The organism is Croceivirga lutea (assembly GCF_014235875.1).
In the GTDB taxonomy this organism is placed as follows: domain Bacteria; phylum Bacteroidota; class Bacteroidia; order Flavobacteriales; family Flavobacteriaceae; genus Croceivirga; species Croceivirga lutea.
On record NZ_JACJUK010000008.1, the window covers coordinates 92,763 to 111,687 of the forward strand.

The 18,925-nt window shown below is 34.3% G+C and carries 15 protein-coding genes and 1 tRNA gene; 6 read left to right on the plus strand and 10 right to left on the minus strand.

What is annotated here, in order from left to right:
* Window positions 1-30: 30 nt before the first annotated feature.
* The 3 genes from gap to H5V42_RS13290 form a co-directional block, all read right to left on the minus strand.
* Window positions 31-1,032, minus strand: a complete 1,002-nt coding sequence (gene gap, locus H5V42_RS13280) for a type I glyceraldehyde-3-phosphate dehydrogenase (protein ID WP_185783666.1) — start codon at window positions 1,030-1,032, stop codon at window positions 31-33.
* Window positions 1,033-1,051: 19 nt separating this feature from the next.
* A complete protein-coding gene (gene pfkA, locus H5V42_RS13285; RefSeq protein ID WP_185783667.1) occupies window positions 1,052-2,038 on the minus strand; it encodes a 6-phosphofructokinase in 987 nt (328 codons plus the stop codon).
* 125 nt (window positions 2,039-2,163) lie between these two features.
* Window positions 2,164-6,534 carry a translocation/assembly module TamB gene (locus H5V42_RS13290; protein WP_229665630.1) on the minus strand — a complete coding sequence of 1,457 codons (4,371 nt, stop codon included), beginning with the start codon at window positions 6,532-6,534 and terminating at the stop codon, window positions 2,164-2,166.
* A 149-nt stretch (window positions 6,535-6,683) separates the two neighbouring features.
* Between H5V42_RS13290 and tsaD the strand changes: the two genes are divergently transcribed.
* Genes tsaD through H5V42_RS13320 form a run of 6 tightly spaced genes read left to right on the plus strand, consistent with a single transcriptional unit; the run spans window position 6,684 to window position 11,721 of the window.
* A complete protein-coding gene (gene tsaD / locus H5V42_RS13295) occupies window positions 6,684-7,706 on the plus strand; it encodes a tRNA (adenosine(37)-N6)-threonylcarbamoyltransferase complex transferase subunit TsaD (RefSeq protein ID WP_185783669.1) in 1,023 nt (340 codons plus the stop codon).
* A gap of 10 nt (window positions 7,707-7,716) precedes the next feature.
* Window positions 7,717-8,049: a TfoX/Sxy family protein gene (locus H5V42_RS13300; RefSeq protein ID WP_185783670.1), complete on the plus strand. Its 333-nt coding sequence runs from the start codon at window positions 7,717-7,719 to the stop codon at window positions 8,047-8,049.
* Window positions 8,050-8,065: 16 nt separating this feature from the next.
* Entirely contained in the window at window positions 8,066-8,770 is a 705-nt protein-coding gene (locus H5V42_RS13305) for a 16S rRNA (uracil(1498)-N(3))-methyltransferase (protein WP_185783671.1), read from the plus strand.
* 24 nt (window positions 8,771-8,794) lie between these two features.
* Window positions 8,795-9,442: a DUF4159 domain-containing protein gene (locus H5V42_RS13310; protein ID WP_185783672.1), complete on the plus strand. Its 648-nt coding sequence runs from the start codon at window positions 8,795-8,797 to the stop codon at window positions 9,440-9,442.
* Window positions 9,439-10,539: an AI-2E family transporter gene (locus tag H5V42_RS13315; protein WP_185783673.1), complete on the plus strand. Its 1,101-nt coding sequence runs from the start codon at window positions 9,439-9,441 to the stop codon at window positions 10,537-10,539. Before H5V42_RS13310 ends, H5V42_RS13315 begins: the two co-directional genes overlap by 4 nt.
* A gap of 3 nt (window positions 10,540-10,542) precedes the next feature.
* Window positions 10,543-11,721, plus strand: coding sequence for a class I SAM-dependent methyltransferase (locus H5V42_RS13320; RefSeq protein ID WP_185783674.1), 1,179 nt, complete (start codon window positions 10,543-10,545; stop codon window positions 11,719-11,721).
* On the opposite strand, the gene H5V42_RS13325 is transcribed toward H5V42_RS13320, so the two are convergent.
* The 7 genes from H5V42_RS13325 to H5V42_RS13355 all read right to left on the minus strand — a co-directional run bounded on the left by H5V42_RS13325 (window position 11,722) and on the right by H5V42_RS13355 (window position 18,868).
* Window positions 11,722-12,060, minus strand: coding sequence for a DUF6970 domain-containing protein (locus H5V42_RS13325; RefSeq protein WP_185783675.1), 339 nt, complete (start codon window positions 12,058-12,060; stop codon window positions 11,722-11,724).
* Complete coding sequence (locus H5V42_RS13330; RefSeq protein WP_185783676.1) at window positions 12,057-12,788, minus strand: M15 family metallopeptidase; 732 nt, start codon at window positions 12,786-12,788, stop codon at window positions 12,057-12,059. Before H5V42_RS13330 ends, H5V42_RS13325 begins: the two co-directional genes overlap by 4 nt.
* A complete protein-coding gene (locus H5V42_RS13335; protein WP_185783677.1) occupies window positions 12,788-13,495 on the minus strand; it encodes a carboxylesterase family protein in 708 nt (235 codons plus the stop codon). The genes H5V42_RS13330 and H5V42_RS13335 overlap by 1 nt, the downstream gene beginning before the upstream one ends.
* On the minus strand, window positions 13,496-14,023 hold the full coding sequence (locus H5V42_RS13340) for a 5' nucleotidase, NT5C type (RefSeq protein WP_185783678.1): 528 nt from the start codon (window positions 14,021-14,023) through the stop codon (window positions 13,496-13,498).
* 389 nt (window positions 14,024-14,412) lie between these two features.
* Window positions 14,413-14,486 (minus strand) — tRNA-Arg (locus tag H5V42_RS13345).
* Window positions 14,487-14,557: 71 nt separating this feature from the next.
* Window positions 14,558-15,688: a ThuA domain-containing protein gene (locus H5V42_RS13350; RefSeq protein ID WP_229665629.1), complete on the minus strand. Its 1,131-nt coding sequence runs from the start codon at window positions 15,686-15,688 to the stop codon at window positions 14,558-14,560.
* A 6-nt stretch (window positions 15,689-15,694) separates the two neighbouring features.
* Entirely contained in the window at window positions 15,695-18,868 is a 3,174-nt protein-coding gene (locus tag H5V42_RS13355; RefSeq protein WP_185783679.1) for a PVC-type heme-binding CxxCH protein, read from the minus strand.
* Between the last annotated feature and the right edge of the window lie 57 nt (window positions 18,869-18,925).

Sequence of the window (18,925 nt, forward strand, 5' to 3'; positions counted from 1 at the left end):
CTTAGTTTCAGGAATATATTGTACTTGAATTTATAAGCTACTTACGTGAGCCATTAGGTCACACATTTTGTTTGAGAAACCAGCTTCGTTATCGTACCAAGAAATCAATTTAAAGAATCTTGAGTTTAACTCAATACCTGCACCAGCATCAAAAGTACTTGTGTGAATATCAGAAACAAAATCTTGAGAAACCACATCTTCTTCTGTGTACCCCAACACGCCTTTTAGTTCGCCTTCAGCTGCAGCTTTAAATGCTTTTTTAATTTCTTCGTAAGAAGTTTCTTTTTCTGTTCTAACCGTTAAATCTACCACAGAAACATCAGCTGTAGGAACTCTAAATGCCATACCTGTAAGCTTACCATTTAATTCTGGAATTACCTTACCAACAGCTTTAGCCGCACCTGTTGATGCTGGAATAATGTTTAACATTGCACTACGACCGCCTCTATAGTCTTTTTTAGACGGACCATCAACTGTTAATTGGGTAGCAGTAGTTGCGTGCACAGTGGTCATTAATGCCTCTTCAATACCAAAATTGTCATTAACAACTTTAGCTAAAGGAGCTAAGCAGTTAGTAGTACATGAAGCATTAGAAACAATGGTGTCTGATGCTTTAACATCTTTATGGTTAACACCCATTACAAACATAGGTGCATCTTTAGAAGGCGCAGAAATAACCACTTTTTTGGCACCACCATCAATATGGTATTGAGCAGTTTCTAAAGTAGTAAAGATACCTGTACATTCTGCAACAATTGTTGCATCTACTTCATCCCACTTTAAGTTCTTTGGATCACGTTCAGCAGTAATTCTAATGGTGTTACCATTAACCACAAGGTTACCGTTTTTAACTTCTACTTCACCATCAAATTTACCGTGAACAGAATCGTATTTTAATAAGTACGCTAAATGTTCAACATCTAAAAGGTCATTAATTGCAACTACCTGTAAATCATCTCTTTTTACGGAAGCTCTAAAGACTAAACGTCCTATTCTACCAAATCCGTTTATACCTATTTTAGTGTGTGCCATATTTATTTTGGTTTAATTTTTAAATTGTCATTATATCAGAAACTTTAAGCAGCTCCATATCAATTTCTGTATGAGCTTTAATAGCTTCTGCTAATGGAGTTAATATTAGTTTATTGTCTTTAACACCAACCATGCAGTTAGATTTACCTTCTAGCAGAGAATCTACAGCTTTTACACCCATTCTACTTGCCAAAACTCTATCAAAACATGTTGGATTTCCGCCACGTTGCATGTGACCTAAAACTGATACTCTTACATCATAAATAGGTAAATGTTCTTCTACGTATTCTTTTAATTCAAATACATTCTTACCTGTTTTATCACCTTCAGCAACTATTACAATACTTGAAGATTTACCAGATTTTTTACTTCTTTTTAAGGAATCTAAAAGCCGTTCAAGACCTAAATTTTGTTCTGGTATTAAAATTTCTTCCGCACCAGCGCCAACACCCGCATTTAAAGCAATATGCCCAACATCTCTACCCATAACCTCAACAAAAAATAAACGGTTATGAGAACTAGCGGTATCTCTAATTTTATCAATAGCATCTACTACAGTATTAATTGCAGTATCAAAACCAATAGTATAGGATGTTCCTAAAATGTCATTATCAATAGTACCTGGAATACCAATTACTGGGAAATTAAATTCTTCAGTGAATTTTACTGCCCCGGTAAAACTACCATTACCACCAATTACCACAAAAGCATCAACTCCTTCTTTTTTTAATTGTTCGTAAGCTCTTTTTCTACCTTCTGGTTCTCTAAATTCTTCGCAACGTGCTGATTTTAAAATAGTACCACCTTTATTAATGATATTATTTACGCTCCTTGCATTCATTTGTTTGAAGTCACCTTCAATCATTCCTTGGTAGCCACGATAAATGGCCACACAATCAATTTTATTAAAGGCAGATGCACGAACAACAGAACGTATAGCAGCATTCATTCCTGGAGAATCTCCACCTGATGTAAAAACTGCAATTTTTTTGATTTGTTGGGTCATATGTTGAAAAAACGAAAAGCGAATGTACCAAATGTAACTACAAAATAAAAGTCTTAAACCATTGGTTAAAAATCTACAACGATTTCGAAAGAATTTTTTAATGATTTGTTAGGATTAAAATCAAATTATTGCTGACTGCTTGAGGTTTTGCTGTAAAATTGAATTAGGCTGTCTTTGCCCATAACTGCATTAGCTTTCAGCTCTTCTTCTCTTACCTCTTTTTGTTTGTTTTTTTTGCCAAATAGTTGCTGCAACAAACCTCTAAAACTATTAAAATCTACTTGGTACGATAAACCAACACCTTGAGTATATCCTTGTCTTTCACTCAAAAACTGTCGTATTTGATTTTGTCTATTAAATATTTTGGCACTTAAAGTACCTTCATCATTAAGAATAACTTGTACCTCAACATCACCTGCCACAACGGTTTCAGAAACGCCACCTACTGGAACACCTACTTTACCATTCACAAGAACCCTGTCAGATAATTGGGTAGACACGGTTACTCCCAATCTATTTTCTGTTGATAAATCGGTAGCTAAATCTGTATAGCCTTGCTCATAAGACAAGCCAAAATTTAGCTTGTCGTTTTCTCCTGTAAGTACAGAATTTAAAAGTCCGGAAGCTGTCTGTATCAAATTACCCGTAACCGCTTGCTGATTTAATCCTGAAGATTCATCAACAAAAGTACCTTGAGCTAAAAGGTAAAATGCATTATTACTTTTAATTGTAGGGTCTTGTAAACGATATTCCAATTCGGATTTTACAACAGAACTTGTGCCAGGGAAATCAATATCAAATTCAATATTAGGACTTTCTAATTCACCATCTAACCGCACAACAACTTCGGTAGGTATTCTACTTTGATACCCCGGATTATCTAACAAAGGAGCCGGATTAGCATTGAGTGCATATACCGCTTCTAGGTTGAGTTGTGCATCTAAGGGTTCTCCATCCCAAATAATTTCACCTCCAGGTCTAACGGTAAAGGTTTTATCTATTACACCAGCACGTTTAAAATTGTATTGCCCAGTAACAACAACAAACTGACCGTACATATTAAATTTTCCATTGGTATTAATTTCCATAAGAAGCAAGCCTTCACCTGTACCTTTTAAAGAACTGCCAGACTGCTGGTCAATTACAATTTGAACTTCTGCTTCTGGGGTTACATCCAAATCAAAAAACAATTCTAATCCTTCATAATTGTCTAAAACACGCTCTTCTTCAAAAGATTCAACCTCATTTTTATTTATAAAATTTATAAACGAATAATCACCAACACTGGTTAAATCGCTCAACGGAATTTTTAGAGAAGTACCCTCTGCTGTAGCACCCTCAAAATCGATGTTTAAGGCATTAACCGTTCCATAAATTGCTCCTTTTCCAGATACATATCCCGTACCATAATACAGTACTTCTTCTTCAAACTCTGTATCTAAGATTAAGAATCTACCTTGATTAGCATCAACATTTAAATCAAAGGTCCAATCATCAAACTCAGTATGCGAGATTGAGCCGTCTAAAACCGCCGTAGTTTGGCTTTTAGTATCTGTTAACCCTATTTGTTCAAACAAGAATGTTTGCCCAAAAAGACGAATTCTAGACAAAGGCGAAAAATCATAATCTACATTCAAATAAGGTATACCCAAACCTCCATTGTTCATTGTTAAAGAACCATTTATTTCAGGATTTCGAGCATTACCCGTTATTCTAGCACTTCCGCTAAGTAAGCCTCGAATATTAGATATGATTTCTTCTCCAAGCGGTGCTAATGGTTCTAACGAAAAATCTTCAAAAGTTGCTAATAAATCAAGGGTTGTTTCTGTGTCAGAATCAAATATTTTACCAGACATACCAAAGCGTTCTTGACCTTGATAGTTTAACCACATATTGGCATTATATTCGGTTAAATCATCATTACCAAAAATCATCATTTCAACATCACCTAGAATTAAATTATTAACTGAAAAGTTGGTAATTTCTAGACTAGAAGATGGTAAATATTGCCCGTCTTTTTGTAATACATTTAAAATACCATCAACCTTACCATCTAACTTAAGACTATCAATTTCTGGTGTTACTTTATTTAACGATACTAAATCAAACTCTAACTTTAAATCTTTGTAAGTAGAATCAACAATATCTCCACTTAGTTTAATACGCTCGTTATTGAGATTATCCATAACAACCTCTTTGATTGAAAGACTGTCAAAGCTTGGATTAATAATTAGTTTATTCTGTTGGTTGTTAGATTGGTTTAATAACCACGTATTGCCTTTAAAACTAACATCAGAAGGTTTTAATCCAATAACCGAGTTTCTTTTTTCATCAAATGTGTGGTAAAAATTTAAATTGTATTCATCATTATATTTACTTCCACCCTTGAACTCGGTTCTAAAAAAGAGGGTATCCTTTATTGTGGTATTAATGAGATTAAAATCTTTGACATCATAATACACAGTCTTCATATCTTCTACAGATAAAAAAGTATTAAAGAGCGGGTTTTTATTGTCAATTTGAAGCTCAACTCCTTTTAAATTATTCTCTAAGGCATCTATTTCTGGTGATTGAAAAGTAAGTTTAAAATCTTGTTCATCTGAAACTATTTTTCCTCTGATAAAAGTCTCTGGACCAAAACTTACCTCAGGAAAAAATATACCTACAATTTTATTGTAAATCTTAAAATTAAACGAAATGTTTTGCCCAGATGAAATCTCAAAAGGTTGGTAATTGGTGTATATACTACCCACAGAATTTTGTACTAATTTGTCTAGCTCACCAATTTTAAATCTACCTCTCATATAACCGGTTATAATATCTGGAGAGTTTATAGTAACATCTCTAATAGAATCACCTTGAAAAGAAGAAGTAATTTTAAAATCTTCAAAAAAGTAAACATCATTTTTATTTTGATAAGCGGTATCTGTAAAGTCTATTTCACCACTTATATTGTCAAGGCTATTGCCCGTAATATCCATTTTAACATTACCTCTAAAAATAGAAATGCTGTCATTAATAAAATTCATTTTTTTAAAGTCTGCGTAGTCTACATCGGCAATAAAATTGAATTCGTTATTAGTTTCGCTAAAATTAGCTAAGCCCCTAAAATCTAAACGTAAATTTCTATCGTTAACTAAAAGATTACCATCAAACAATTGATTTTGTAAAATACCAGAAACTTTAATGTTAGTGTACTCATAACCGTTAAACTCAAGATAAGAAATATCACCAATTGCTTGCGTATTTAAATACTCTGCTAAAAAGCCCCTACCTTCAACATTGAGGTTTAACGATGTTTTTCCAAATTTTGGATTTTCAACAAACGTTCCTAAATCAAATTCATCTAGTGTTATTTGACCTATGTATGAAGCATCTTCTAGAACGTTCATATTAGTCATTTGTAAATCTGTAAAACCGTCTCCAAGAGCAGTAGCTATATTTATTTGGGCATCTAAAGAAGTTTCTGTTACCTCAGCATTACCACGTATAGAAAACTGACCCAATTTTTTTAAAGATGCTGGTATGCGTTCTCCTAAAATATTGGGCATTAAGGAACGCAATTCGTAATAGCTAGAAGTTACTTTTTGCATGTCACCATTCATTATAAATGGTGCTTCTTCAGAGAACATATTAGAAAAGGTAAAGGTGCCTTTTACTTTTGTAATCTCAGAATCTAGGTCAAGATTAGTGGCTTTTAAATTGTTTAAATAACCAGAAAGCTCTCCTTTAAAACTAACATTTTTATCAGCCCCAAATTGGTTATAAAACAGATTAATATCATTAAAAGATATGGTTGATTCTGAAAAATTACCTCTAATTTCAACGGCATTCAAAAAATCTTTAAAATCTTCTCTGTTATATCTAAATGCTAATTTTCCATTTAAATTGGAATTTGGCGTTTCAATAATCAAATTATTAAAACGCATTAATTTTTTAGTATAGGTAAAACTCGTTGAGAGGTGATTTAACTGTAATCCTCGAAAATTGTCAAAATTTAAATCGGTAATGTTCAATTTAACCTGACTACCAAAAATTATAAAGTTATCTGCATTAATATTCAGTTTAGGAAAATCTAATATACTTGGTTCAGCTAAGTTTTCATCTATCAACTGAAATCTAGAATCAATGATTTCAATTTGAGAAGATGACATATAGAAAGGCGGTTTTAAAGGGTCTCGCTGTTGACCATCATCTAACTTTTCAATAAAAACGTCTAGATTGGTTAACTGCGCTCCTTCATAGGTTTTCATATTCATTTGAAGACCATACAATTCAAACGCTCCAAACTCTAAATGACTACCGTCTATCATGTTTCTAAGGTTTAAAACAGATGTATTTACTTTTTCTACGAATAGCAACGTGTCTGCTTTATAATCCTCAACATAAAGGTCTTTTATCGATGTATTGAAATTAAATGGCGAAAATTGAATTCTACCAATATTGATATTAGTGCCAAACTGTTCGTTAATAGAATTTGTGGCGTACCTTGCCATTTTAGTTTGTACCGCAGGAAGAGAAAATAGCAAAGTAATCAAGACGAAAATCAGAATGATTAACATCAAAACACGAATTACTATTTTACGGAGTTTTTTGATAGGAAGCTAACTTTTATTTTTGTGGGACAATTTTTGTTCCAAACTCAATGCAAAATTCGACAAAATATATTTTGGCCATAGAATCTTCTTGTGATGATACCTCTGCAGCTGTTTTAGCCAATGAAAAGGTACTTAGTAATGTGGTTGCTAACCAAGAAATTCATCAAAAATATGGTGGCGTTGTACCAGAATTAGCTTCTAGGGCACATCAACAAAATATCGTTCCCGTGGTTGACCAAGCATTAAAGCAAGCAAATATCAACAAAAACCAATTAAGTGCCATTGCATTTACAAGAGGGCCTGGCCTTATGGGTTCACTATTGGTTGGAACTTCTTTTGCAAAATCTTTAGCCTTAGGTCTTGCTATACCTTTGATTGAGGTTAATCATATGCAAGCACATATATTAGCCCATTTTATTGAAGATAAAACACAGAAAACACCAAAATTTCCGTTTTTAGCTATGACCATAAGTGGAGGTCATACACAAATTGTTTTGGTTAAAAGCTATTTTGAAATGGAGGTATTAGGGCAAACTTTAGATGATGCCGTTGGAGAAGCTTTTGACAAATCTGCCAAAATATTAGGTCTACCCTATCCAGGTGGTCCATTGATTGACAACTACGCTAAAGAAGGTAACCCTTTGGCATATCCTTTTCCTAAACCAAAAGTAGACGGGCTTAATTTTAGCTTTAGTGGATTAAAAACTAGTATACTTTATTTTTTACAGCGCGAAACTCAAAAAAATCCACAATTTAAGTCAGAGAACATAGCAGATATTTGTGCTTCTATACAATATACCATTCTTGAAATTTTGATGGATAAATTAACTATAGCCGTAGCACAAACTGAGGTTAAACGCGTGGCAATTGGTGGTGGAGTTGCAGCAAACTCTGGCATAAGACAACGCCTAAGAGAAGCTGAAAATAAAATGGGTTGGGAAACTTACATTCCAAAATTTGAATATTGTACAGATAATGCTGCCATGATAGGTATAGTAGGGTATTTAAAATACCTAAACAAAGATTTTGTGAATCAAAGTGTTGTAGCAAAAGCTAGATATGTAATCTAATTTTTAGCCCATGGCATTTAATGAAGAACTTGCTAAAGACCTTAAGCAAACTTTTGAACTCCGAGGAATAACCGTTACTTCAAAAAAAATGTTTGGTGGCATTGCATTTCTTTATCAAGGTAAAATGACTGTTGGCATTATCAACGATGATTTAATGGTACGCGTTATATCAGAAAAAATGGAGAAGGTTTTAGCAAAAGATGGTGTAAGACCTATGGATTTTACAGGTAAGGCAATGAAAGAATTTGTTTTTGTAGTATCAGAATTCTATAAGACACATAAACAACTAGACTTTTGGATAACACTAGGTTTAGAACACGCAAAAAATAAATTAAAAAACTAATCTTAACACTTTTACCATGCAACTATTTTATAACTCTAGACTCGATAATAGTGCACAACAATTTGTTTTTCCGGCAGATGAAAGCAAACACATTGTAAAAGTATTGCGTAAAAAAGAAGGAGATATTTTACATATCACTAATGGCAAAGGTTCTTTGTTCAAAGCAGAAATCTTAGTAGCAGACCCTAAAAAATGTAAAGTACAGTTAGTTTCAACAGAAAAATCTATTCCAAAACTGTATCATTTACATATAGCAGTAGCCCCCACCAAAATGAATGACCGTTTTGAGTGGTTTTTAGAGAAAGCAACTGAAATTGGTATAGACGAAATTACACCCCTACTTTGTGATAATTCTGAACGAAAAGTAATAAAACAAGAACGTTATGAACGTGTTCTACAGTCAGCTATGAAACAATCTTTGCAAACCAAATTGCCAAAATTAAATCCGTTAACCAGTTACAGCCAGTTCATAGAAAACGCGGGGGCACAACAAAAATTTATAGCACATTGTGAAGATGCCGATAAAGCAGAGTTTAAAAGATGTTTGCATGCAGATAAAGATGTAATTGTTTTGATTGGCCCAGAAGGCGATTTTTCACCTGCTGAGATTAACTTGGCTTTAGAAAACAAGTATAAACCTATTTCTTTGGGTAGAAATAGACTTCGGACAGAAACAGCAGCTATAGTAGCTTGCTGTACAGTTAATATGATAAATAACTAAAAGAATAAGTGTACTTTTAGTCGTATGAATAAACATCAAGTTTTACTATTTACATTTATTCTTTTAAGCACAAGTATTTTTGCTCAAGAAATTGCTGTTTTAAAATATGGTGGAGGTGGAGATTGGTATGCAAACCCTACAGCTTTACCCAATTTAATTACTTTTTGCAACCAAAACATTAATACCAAAATAAATCCAGAGCCAGAAACTGTGGAGCCTAGCAGTACTGGTTTATATCAATATCCATTTTTATACATGACAGGTCACGGCAATGTTTTCTTCTCAGAAGAAGAGGCAGAAAATCTACGTAACTATTTACTTTCTGGTGGCTTTATACATGTTGATGATAATTATGGTATGCGAGAGTATTTTGAAAAAGAACTCAAAAAAATATTCCCAGAAAAAGAATTTATTGAGTTAGGGAAAGAACATCCTATTTTCGACCAGAACTATAAATTCCCAAACGGTTTACCTAAAATTCATGAACATGATGGAAAAAGACCACAAGCCTTGGGTATTTTTCATGAAAATAGATTGGTTTTGTTATTTACTTTTGAAAGTGACTTAGGTGATGGTTGGGAAGACCCTTCTGTACATAAAGACCCTGAAGAAGTTAGAACTAAAGCCTTACAAATGGGCGCTAACATTGTTGAATACGTATTTAAATCATGACCTCTAAAACCATTTCAACCGGTATTTTACGGGCAGTTGGCATCATAGCTGGTATAGTATTACTAGGTTACTTTTTATATGCTATACGCTCTGTAATTGCTTATTTGGTAATTGCAGCCGTACTAGCGTTGTTGGGTAGACCAATTGTTAATTTTTTAATACGTAAACTCAAATTTCCTGAGACTCTAGCTGTTATTGTAACCATGCTATTAATACTTAGCGTGTTCATGGGAATACTGTCGTTATTTATTCCCTTAATAAATGAGCAGAGTAAAAACCTATCTCTACTTAATGTTGATGAGCTACAAAAAAATTTAAATGAACTTTATGTTCAAGTAATGGATTATTTTGGAACCTCTAAAGCAGATGTTGATGATCTAATAAAAGATTCTGAATTAGAAAAAAACTTCTTATCTGGTATCGACTTAAATTTTATTCCAAATATTCTAAATGCTACCGTAAATGTAGTAAGTGAGTTTAGTGTAGGTTTATTTTCTGTGTTATTTATTTCGTTCTTTTTTCTAAAGGATAGCAAACTCATGCAAACAGGTTTAATGACCTTTATACCAGACGAAAAAGAGGATAAAACTTCACAATCTATCAATAAAATTAACAACCTATTATCACGCTATTTTGGGGGTATTCTATTACAACTGTTTATCCTCTTTGTTATTTATACCATTACCCTTTTTATCGTAGGCGTTGAAAATGCTTTGGTAATTGCTTTTTTATGCGCACTCTTTAATATAATACCCTACATAGGGCCGTTAATTGGCGGTGCAATAATGATTGCACTTACCATGACAAGCCATTTAGGAATGGATTTTAGTAGCGTTATCTTACCCAAAGCTGGGTACGTTCTTATTGGTATTTTAATAGGCCAGTTAATAGATAATTTCTTTTCACAACCTTTTATATTTTCTAATTCTGTGAAATCTCATCCGTTAGAAATATTCTTGATTATCATAATTGCCGGTTTGTTATTTGGTATAACGGGTATGGTAATTGCGGTTCCAGGATATACGGCAATAAAAGTGGTTTTGAAGCAATTTTTGTCAGACAATCCGTTTGTGCAAAAATTTACCAAAAATCTATAAAGTTTGAATTTTGACATTCTAAAGCCAGCTGTACAAGATTTTATCACTAAAAATCTAAACACAGATGTGGTAAAACTGTTATTGTCTAAACCGCAGTTCAAAGGAGTTACTCAAAAAGAATTAGCAGAACAAATACAGTGCAAGAAAAAAAGTCAAACTAAATTACCTACATGGTTTAATACCATTGGCATTTATTATCCTAAAAAAATAAATATTGAGCAAACCTCTTCAGAGATAACTGCGGCTTATAAAGCTAATTTGGTTTCTGGAGAATCGCTAATAGACCTAACCGGTGGGTTTGGCGTTGATAGTTATTATTTCGCAAAGCGAATAAAAAAAGTAACACATTGCGAGGTTGATGAGAAACTATCTAAAATTGTAGCTCAAAATTATCTACAACTTAATGTCAAAAACATTGATACCATTGCTAAAAACGGATTGGAAGTTCTAAAACAATCTCCCTACCAATTCGATTATATTTATATTGACCCATCTCGTAGAGATTCTGTAAAAGGAAAAGTATTTAAACTTACCGATTATCACCCCAATGTTCCTGAACACCTAAATGAATTATTTGCAAAAACTAATACTGTTCTAATTAAAACTGCTCCTCTGTTAGATATTAGTCTAGGCATTTCTGAATTGATATGGGTTGCTGAAATTCATATAGTCGCGGTAAAAAATGAAGTAAAGGAATTGTTATTCTTACTTAAAAAACACAATCAAGAAAAACCCATTATTAAAACGGTAAATATTGTTGGAGAACATACCAATGAGTTTTCATTTTACTTAAATGATGAAAAAAATGCTAAGGTTTCTTACGCAATGCCTAAAAAATATCTGTTTGAACCCAACGCAGCTATACTAAAATCGGGCGGTTTTAAGACTATTTCTGAGAAATTTAAGTTAGATAAACTAGCGGAGCACTCGCATCTATACACTGCCAACAGTGTCCAAAATTTTCCAGGAAGAGTTTTTGAGGTTGTAGACACCATTCCATTTCAAAAGAAAAATTTAAAAAAATTGGGGTTTAAAAAGGCCAATATTACCACACGGAATTTTCCGTTAAGTGTGGCTGAAATCCGAAAAATATCTAAAATAAAAGATGGTGGTATAGACTATTTATTTTTCACCACTATTGAAGATAAACTCTACTGTATAAGCACTAAAAAGGTTGTTTAGTTACCTTGGGTCTAACCAGATAATTTCAATATTCTTTAGTTTAAGTAGCATTAAATCTGGACAGTTATTAAGTGATGCAAAGCCGCCAACTTCACATAAATACTCGCATTTATCATTAAGAACTATCGAAAACTCTCTACCGTCTCGCTGTTCTTTATAAACGTATATTTTCTCGCCATTATAAGTGCCCTGATGTATCTCTGCTCTTGGTGTTTTTGGCGGTATAGCAAGTATCTTCTCAACCGTATCTTGCATACAGGTGGGCTCCAAGTCTTGAAACCTGCCAACTGTTTTACAAGAAACAATTAAAAGTATAGGCCAAAGTCTAAAATACCTCATTCACAATCCCATTTAAAATTTGCCACCTTGTCATTAGAACCAGCAGATAAATTATAATGCCACCATTCTGTTCTTATAGACCAAAAACCATGAGCCTCCATAGTTTCTTTTAGCAATTTACGATTATCAAGTATGTTTTGAGGTAAATCTGTATGGTCATGATGCGCCTTTTTACCAAAAAAATCAAAATCTGTTCCCATAGGTAATTCTTCGCCTTCTAAATTCACTAACGTAATATCAACAGCACCACCTTTATTGTGAATTGAACCCTTTACCGGATTTGCAACATATTGCGGATTTGGAACAATATCCCACATTTTATATTGAACCGAGTTAGGCCTATAACAATCATAAAACTTAATAGCATAGCCTTTTGACCTAAATTCTTGATTAGCTTTTAAAAGTGCTTTTGCAGTCTTTACTCGCATATAACATTCTGCACAATCATATACCTTAGCCTTTAAAAAGTTATTGGTAGTAGCATACCGCATATCATAAAAAAAATCGTTGCTATAATCTGCCAAACGTATAAATGTAGTGTCTGCTAATTCTTCTAACGGTGTAGTATTTTTTGTTTGAGGTACACTTGCTTCAGGCTTATCAACAATTTCTAAGGTTGTTTCTGTAAGCACCACAGTCTCTTTCTTTGCTGTATTATTGACCTTTGTATTTGCTTCTTTACAGGCTAATACCATACATACTACTATGAAGACTACAAACTTTTTCATTACAATCTTTTTTGAGAAGCTATCCATTCATAAAGTTCATCAGTTTCATAAGCTGGAACCCAAGACTCATGCCCCACCCCTTTGTATCTGGTGTAGGTTACGGTATAGCCCATTTCTTTGAGTTTTTTAACCATTATATCTGATTCTTGCACTGGTATTACTTCATCTTCATCTCCATGAAAAACCCAGATAGGCATTTTTTTATCTAACCAACTGGCGTATGGCGCGGGTGCCATTCCACAAACAACAGCTAAAGCAGCAAATTTTTCAGGGTATTGTACGGCCATATTCCAAGCGGCACTTCCTCCCCTACTTAACCCAGTTAAATAAATTCGATTACGGTCAACGTTATTTTCGGCAACTATTTTTTCTAAAAGCAAATTTAAAGCTTCTATATTCCACCATTTCTTTTTATGTGGATTTTGTGGTGCTAAAATCAAAAAAGGAAAATCCTTTTCACCTCTAAGCATTTTAGGGGGTCCAACTCGTTTTAATTCTTCCAAATCTCCACCTGCTTCACCACCGCCATGTAAGAATAAGAGTAAACCAAAGCCTTCCTCTTTATCCACTTCATAACCCTCTGGATAGTACAAATAATAGGCAAATTTTTCTTCAGTAACCGTTAATTCTTCGCCTGCCACTAGCTGACTCTGAGCCGCACAACTGGTTAATAATACTAAAAGAAAAAAACAACTTACAATTCTCATTTAGACGAGCATTTCAGCAATTTGAAGCCATGAAGATACGCGTTCAAAACGTTCTTCGCCAATATTATGAGGAGAAGTAAACAGGATAGCTCTGCCCTCAAACCTTTCTAGATTATACGCTCTATCATCAATTAAAACATCACCTTTAAGCATATGTTTGTCTCCACATAAAATACGATGCTGCCACTTGATAAAAGGAAAATGTTCATCTAACCAATCAGATTTTTCTTTTAAAGAATTTGGAAATTGCATAGCAGCTGAAGCTATATAAACTTCGTGCTTATGGTATAATTCTTTTAAAACTTCTTGACTATGGGGTATCACAGCTAAATTTCTAAAAAAACCTACCTGCCTAGCATGGTCTTTTACATTTTGCTGGTGTTCTGGGGGCACACACTTCCAAAAATCAGAGCATTTATTTTCCGCTTCAACTTTTGTAAAATTGGCATTAAATTCTTTATTGTAGATATTAATATGTTCTTGGTAGGTATCAGCAATTACCTCATCCATATCAACAAATATTCTCATAGCTATAATTTTTGAACGAAGAAACTGAAAAAAGTATACTTAACATGGCAATTAACCAAATGATAACTAAATTAACCTATTGCTTTACAAATGGTATCTACTAAAGTTTAGGTTGTAACCCTTAGTTAAATACATAACTTCTTTCTCAAAAGATTCAATTTAAAACAATTGTTAAGTCTGTGCGACAGAATTAGTTTTTTTATTTTACCCATAATTACCGCGATTCATTTTTATAAAGATTGCTGTTTTAAAAATTACTGTAATTATGTTAAGCCCAACTATATACAGTCTTCAATTACAGATGGTGTTGATATGCCCCTGAAAAAATAAAGTATGCATTTTTTTAAAGAAAAAAGCCCCTGAAAAATCAGAGGCTCTTTGTTTACTAGTGATCGCGGAAGGATTCGAACCTTCGACCGTCTGCTTAGAAGGCAGATGCTCTATCCAGCTGAGCTACGCGACCTTTTTGCGGGCGCAAATATATACATTTGATGGCTTTGAAAAAAGATAAAAATGAAAATGTTTAAAATATTCTCACCTAAAATCTTGAACCTTTAAACTTTTTTCTTTCCAATACCCATCGTCATGAAAACCAAATTGAGATGGATTATAATCACCAATTAACCCAACGTCAGGTGTTTGTACTATTTTTTCGTCTAATAAATAATAAGATGCATTAACTAAAAGTAGTCGCACTTCTAAGTCTAAAAAATCTGTTGCCGCTCCTATAGTAGAAGTCAAAGCTTTACCTTTTTTACCGTTCTCTAATTGATACGATTTTAGCCAAACAATTGGAGGCATATTTTCGTTAGGATTATATGTCTTGCCTTCTGCTCCTGCCAAAGTTGCTGCAACGGTATCAGACTCTTGCATACCGTAAAACCTATCCTTTTCATTAAATTCTCTCTTTCGCTCCACAGATTTTCCGTAAACTAATACTTGTGTATCAACTGAAATAGGAGTTCTGATACCATAAACATCTGTAGGCCCCCATATGGCACCGTTTTTTATACCCGTTAAAATAGGATGTGATTGCAGTTCATTATTAATTATACCCCTTGTACTCTGATGTTTATGATTTCCATGATGTGTATACCACGTTTCTCCTAAAACCTTTTTGCCAAACCCTAATTGCCAATCTTGATTCTCGCCCCTGTAATTCCACCCATAATGCACATAAGGATGTTCTTTGTTCTCAAAATTGAATGCATGAGTAGCTGTTCTAATACCGATTATGGGTTTTCCTTCTTTTAGATAAGCTTCAAAAAATTGCATTTGTTCAGTAGGTAGTGCTCTAAATCTAGTGAATAAAATCACTAAATCTGCTTGTTGTAAATGTTCTAACCCTGGAATATTAAAGCTGTAATTAGGATTTACAAACCCAGGTTGAGCAATATCTTGAGCAAATAAAACCGTACAATTAAAGCCATGTTTCTGACTTAAAATTTTAGCAAATTGCGGCAGCATTTCTTCTGAACGATACTCCTCATCACCCGAAATTAAAACAATATTCTTCTCTTTTTGAACGCTATCTTCCCCTTTAAATGAAAGCCACTCTACAACTTCATTTTTTGCTGTTTCATGCGTATTTACTTCTTTTTTTAGCTCTTTACAACTACATGCAACTACTATAACAAACATTAAAAAATATACTTTCTTCAGCATTATAATTTAGTTTACTAAGGCTTTACCAGTAATGATGTTATGTGGATGTGTTTTTAAAAGCTCTTCTGCAGTGTAAAACCCTTTTTTATCTCTTGTTTTTTCACGTACTTGTTTTACCATTTCAGCAGAAATGGGTTTAGCCCTATTACTAAAAGAGTTACGAGCATAAGTAAGTACTGCGGCTATTTCCTCATCATTCAACATACCTCCAAAAGGTGTCATGGGTACTTGCCCATCATATAACAAGTTTTGTACTTCTATGGGGCCCATAAGACCGTTTAACGTAAGTTTAATTAAGCGTTCTTCATCTTCTACCACCCATTTAGATTGTCGTAATGGTGGAAACCCTGATGCTGTTAATCCTTCACCATTTTTTTGATGACACGTAACACAATACCCCTCCCGCTCATAAATTTCTTTACCTAGAACAAACAAATCTCGTTCTTTACCCTCTAGGTGGGTAGAAATTTCCTTTTCTTGCACCTCTAAATTTTCACCCTTAAGATGCGCTATTGCGCGTTTATAAGGAACCTTTAGCCATTTATCAAAAGGTTGCTCTCCAATCTTTTCTAAAACTTTAAGCCCTTTCTCTTTTGAAAGCCAAGAAGCTGCGACTAAAACCTCCATTCGTACTCTGGCATTTTCATCTTTTGCCATTTGTAGTAATAAGTCGCTTTGATTTTGCACTTGATGTCCTACATACCCTAAGACTTGCGTAGCAGCTGCTCGTACTCGATAATCTTCTACTTTTAATAATTTTTCAAGTAAATTTTGATTAATCATATTGGCTCCCCAAGTAACCCAAAGCGCCTCTAATAAATGGTGATTATAATCACTGTCGGAAGTATCTAACCCAGCTACCCAATCTTGAATCGCAGCCGTAACCGCGTCTGCATTTCTTCCTCGCAGTTCACGTCGCGTACGATAACGGCTACGAAATTCAGGTAATTTTAAATTATCTAGTAGGGTTTCAATTGAAGTCCCATGTATTTGAGCCGGCTCAACTAATGGCCTAGAAGGATAGGTAATTCGGTACACTCTACCATGCACATGATCACGCAAGGGGTCTCTAGCATTATGCTGCATATGCCCAATTAGAACATTATGCCAATCTACCAAGTAAAGAGAACCGTCTGGAGCAAATTCCATGTCAACAGGTCTAAAATTCTTATCGGTTCCTTCAATTAAGTCTTGTCTTTTTTTCAATTGATAACCGCTACCTTCATCAATAACCTGGTGTTGACGCATGCCTAAAAATCCAATGGTGTTGTTGAGTAGCATATCGCCTTGAACTTCTTCTGGAAAATGACTACTAGAAACAAATTCTAAACCTGAGGTTGGACGAACTCTATCTTTATCAGGCACAAAAGTTGGCCCTAAATCATTAAACTGCCCATATCTATTTTTAATACTTCCGGGTCGCATCCAACGAATTTCAGTACCTGATGTTTCTAAGAAAAAAGGTTGTCCCCATTTATCAAAAGCGGTACCCCACGGATTAGGAATAGGTACTTGTGCTACGCGTTGTAATTTTTTTTGCTGAGGAGTATAACGATAAAACCCTCCATTTGTAGCTCTTACAGTGCCATAAGGTGTTTCAACATTAGTATGTAAAAACACGCCCTCACCCATATAAATTGCTCCAGAAGGGTCTGCACAAAAAGCACTGATAACGTGGTGTGTGTCATGGTCATCAAAACCACTTAAAATAATTTTTGTTTTATCGGCTTGGTCATCACCATCAACATCTATTAACAATTTTAAATTAGTGCCTTGAGAAACGTAAACGCCTTCTGGCGCAAGTTCAAACCCTGCAGGTATATGAAGCCCATCAGCAAAAATAGTTTGCTTATCGGCTTTATTATCTCCATTAGTATCTTCTAAAATTAATAACTTATCGTTAGGTTTAGCGTCTCCGGTACGGTAGTGTGGATAGGTTGGCATTACGGCCACCCATAGCCTACCTTTATTATCAAAAGACAATTGGCATGGATTCGCCAAATCAGGAAAATCTTCTTCTGAAGCAAACAACTCTATTTTATAACCAGGAGCTGTTTTTAGTGTGGCTAAGGCATCTTCACCATACAAATATTTAGCTTCCCCACGACCATAATCACCATTGGTGAAATTTGTCTCTACTTCTCGTAGTGGATGTGTTTTTGCGTCTGCAACGGTGAGATTCATTTTTTCTCCCTTTAAGGCTTTCCAAATAGCGGTATCGCGAATAGCAGTCATTTCACGCTTCTTCTTAATTTCGTCAGGGTAGTTTTCTGGACCAAACGGGTTGTAGCGTCTACCATACACATGTACCCCATTAGGGCTTTTGTAATCGTCTTGCCAAAACCAGTTTTTTTCTAACACCGCATTTTTAACTAACGCTGTAGTTGCCGTATCGCTATTATTTATTCCTCCAAAAATGCGGTCTACCAATAATTTAGAAAATCTTTGATAGCCATTATCATTCAATTGAAACCCGTCTATTGTTAGTACATCACCTGTTTCGAACCATGATTTGGTTTCGTGGAAAACATCAATAAAAAACACTTGATTTTCTTTTGCTACTTCTTCAATTATTTTAGTGTATAACTCTAGGTTTTTATTCTCCTTTGTACCATCTGGTAGGTCATAGGTATCTGATAAATCTTGAAAAGCTATGGGTGACACTAAAACTAATTTAGGTGCCTTTTCACCATTGTACGTTTGCCTTAAGGTGTGCTGCACAAAATCATTTAATTCATTTCTAAAGCTTTCAGCGCCTTTTTTGCCTTCAAAAGATTCATTATAACCAAAAAAAGCTAAAATAACATCGGCTTTTAATCGAGTGAGCCATTGGTCTGGAGTTTCAAAGTGGCCTTGACTATTAGAATAGTTAGCCAATTCATCTTGGTATTGTTCAGCGCCTGGAAATGCCCATGGTGTAAATCTACCAGAATGTGGTCGAAAACCTGGAGTATCCCCTCCGTCGCACATGTTTCTAATAAACAATTGCTTCTCAGGATTTCTTAGTTGCATTTCGGTTTCAAAATAGCCAAAATTCATCATACGCGAACAAAGGTTATTACCAATGAGCATAATACGTTCATCTTTTTTAAGCGATAGATTTAAACTGTAATCTTGATTCTTACATCCAAAAAAAAGGATGATAACAAGCAAGTAAAGTAGCGGCTTGTTTACTATCATGTTGGTTGTTTAGTTGTTTTATGCAGTGTTCTTAAAAATAGCAAAAAAAAATCCCGC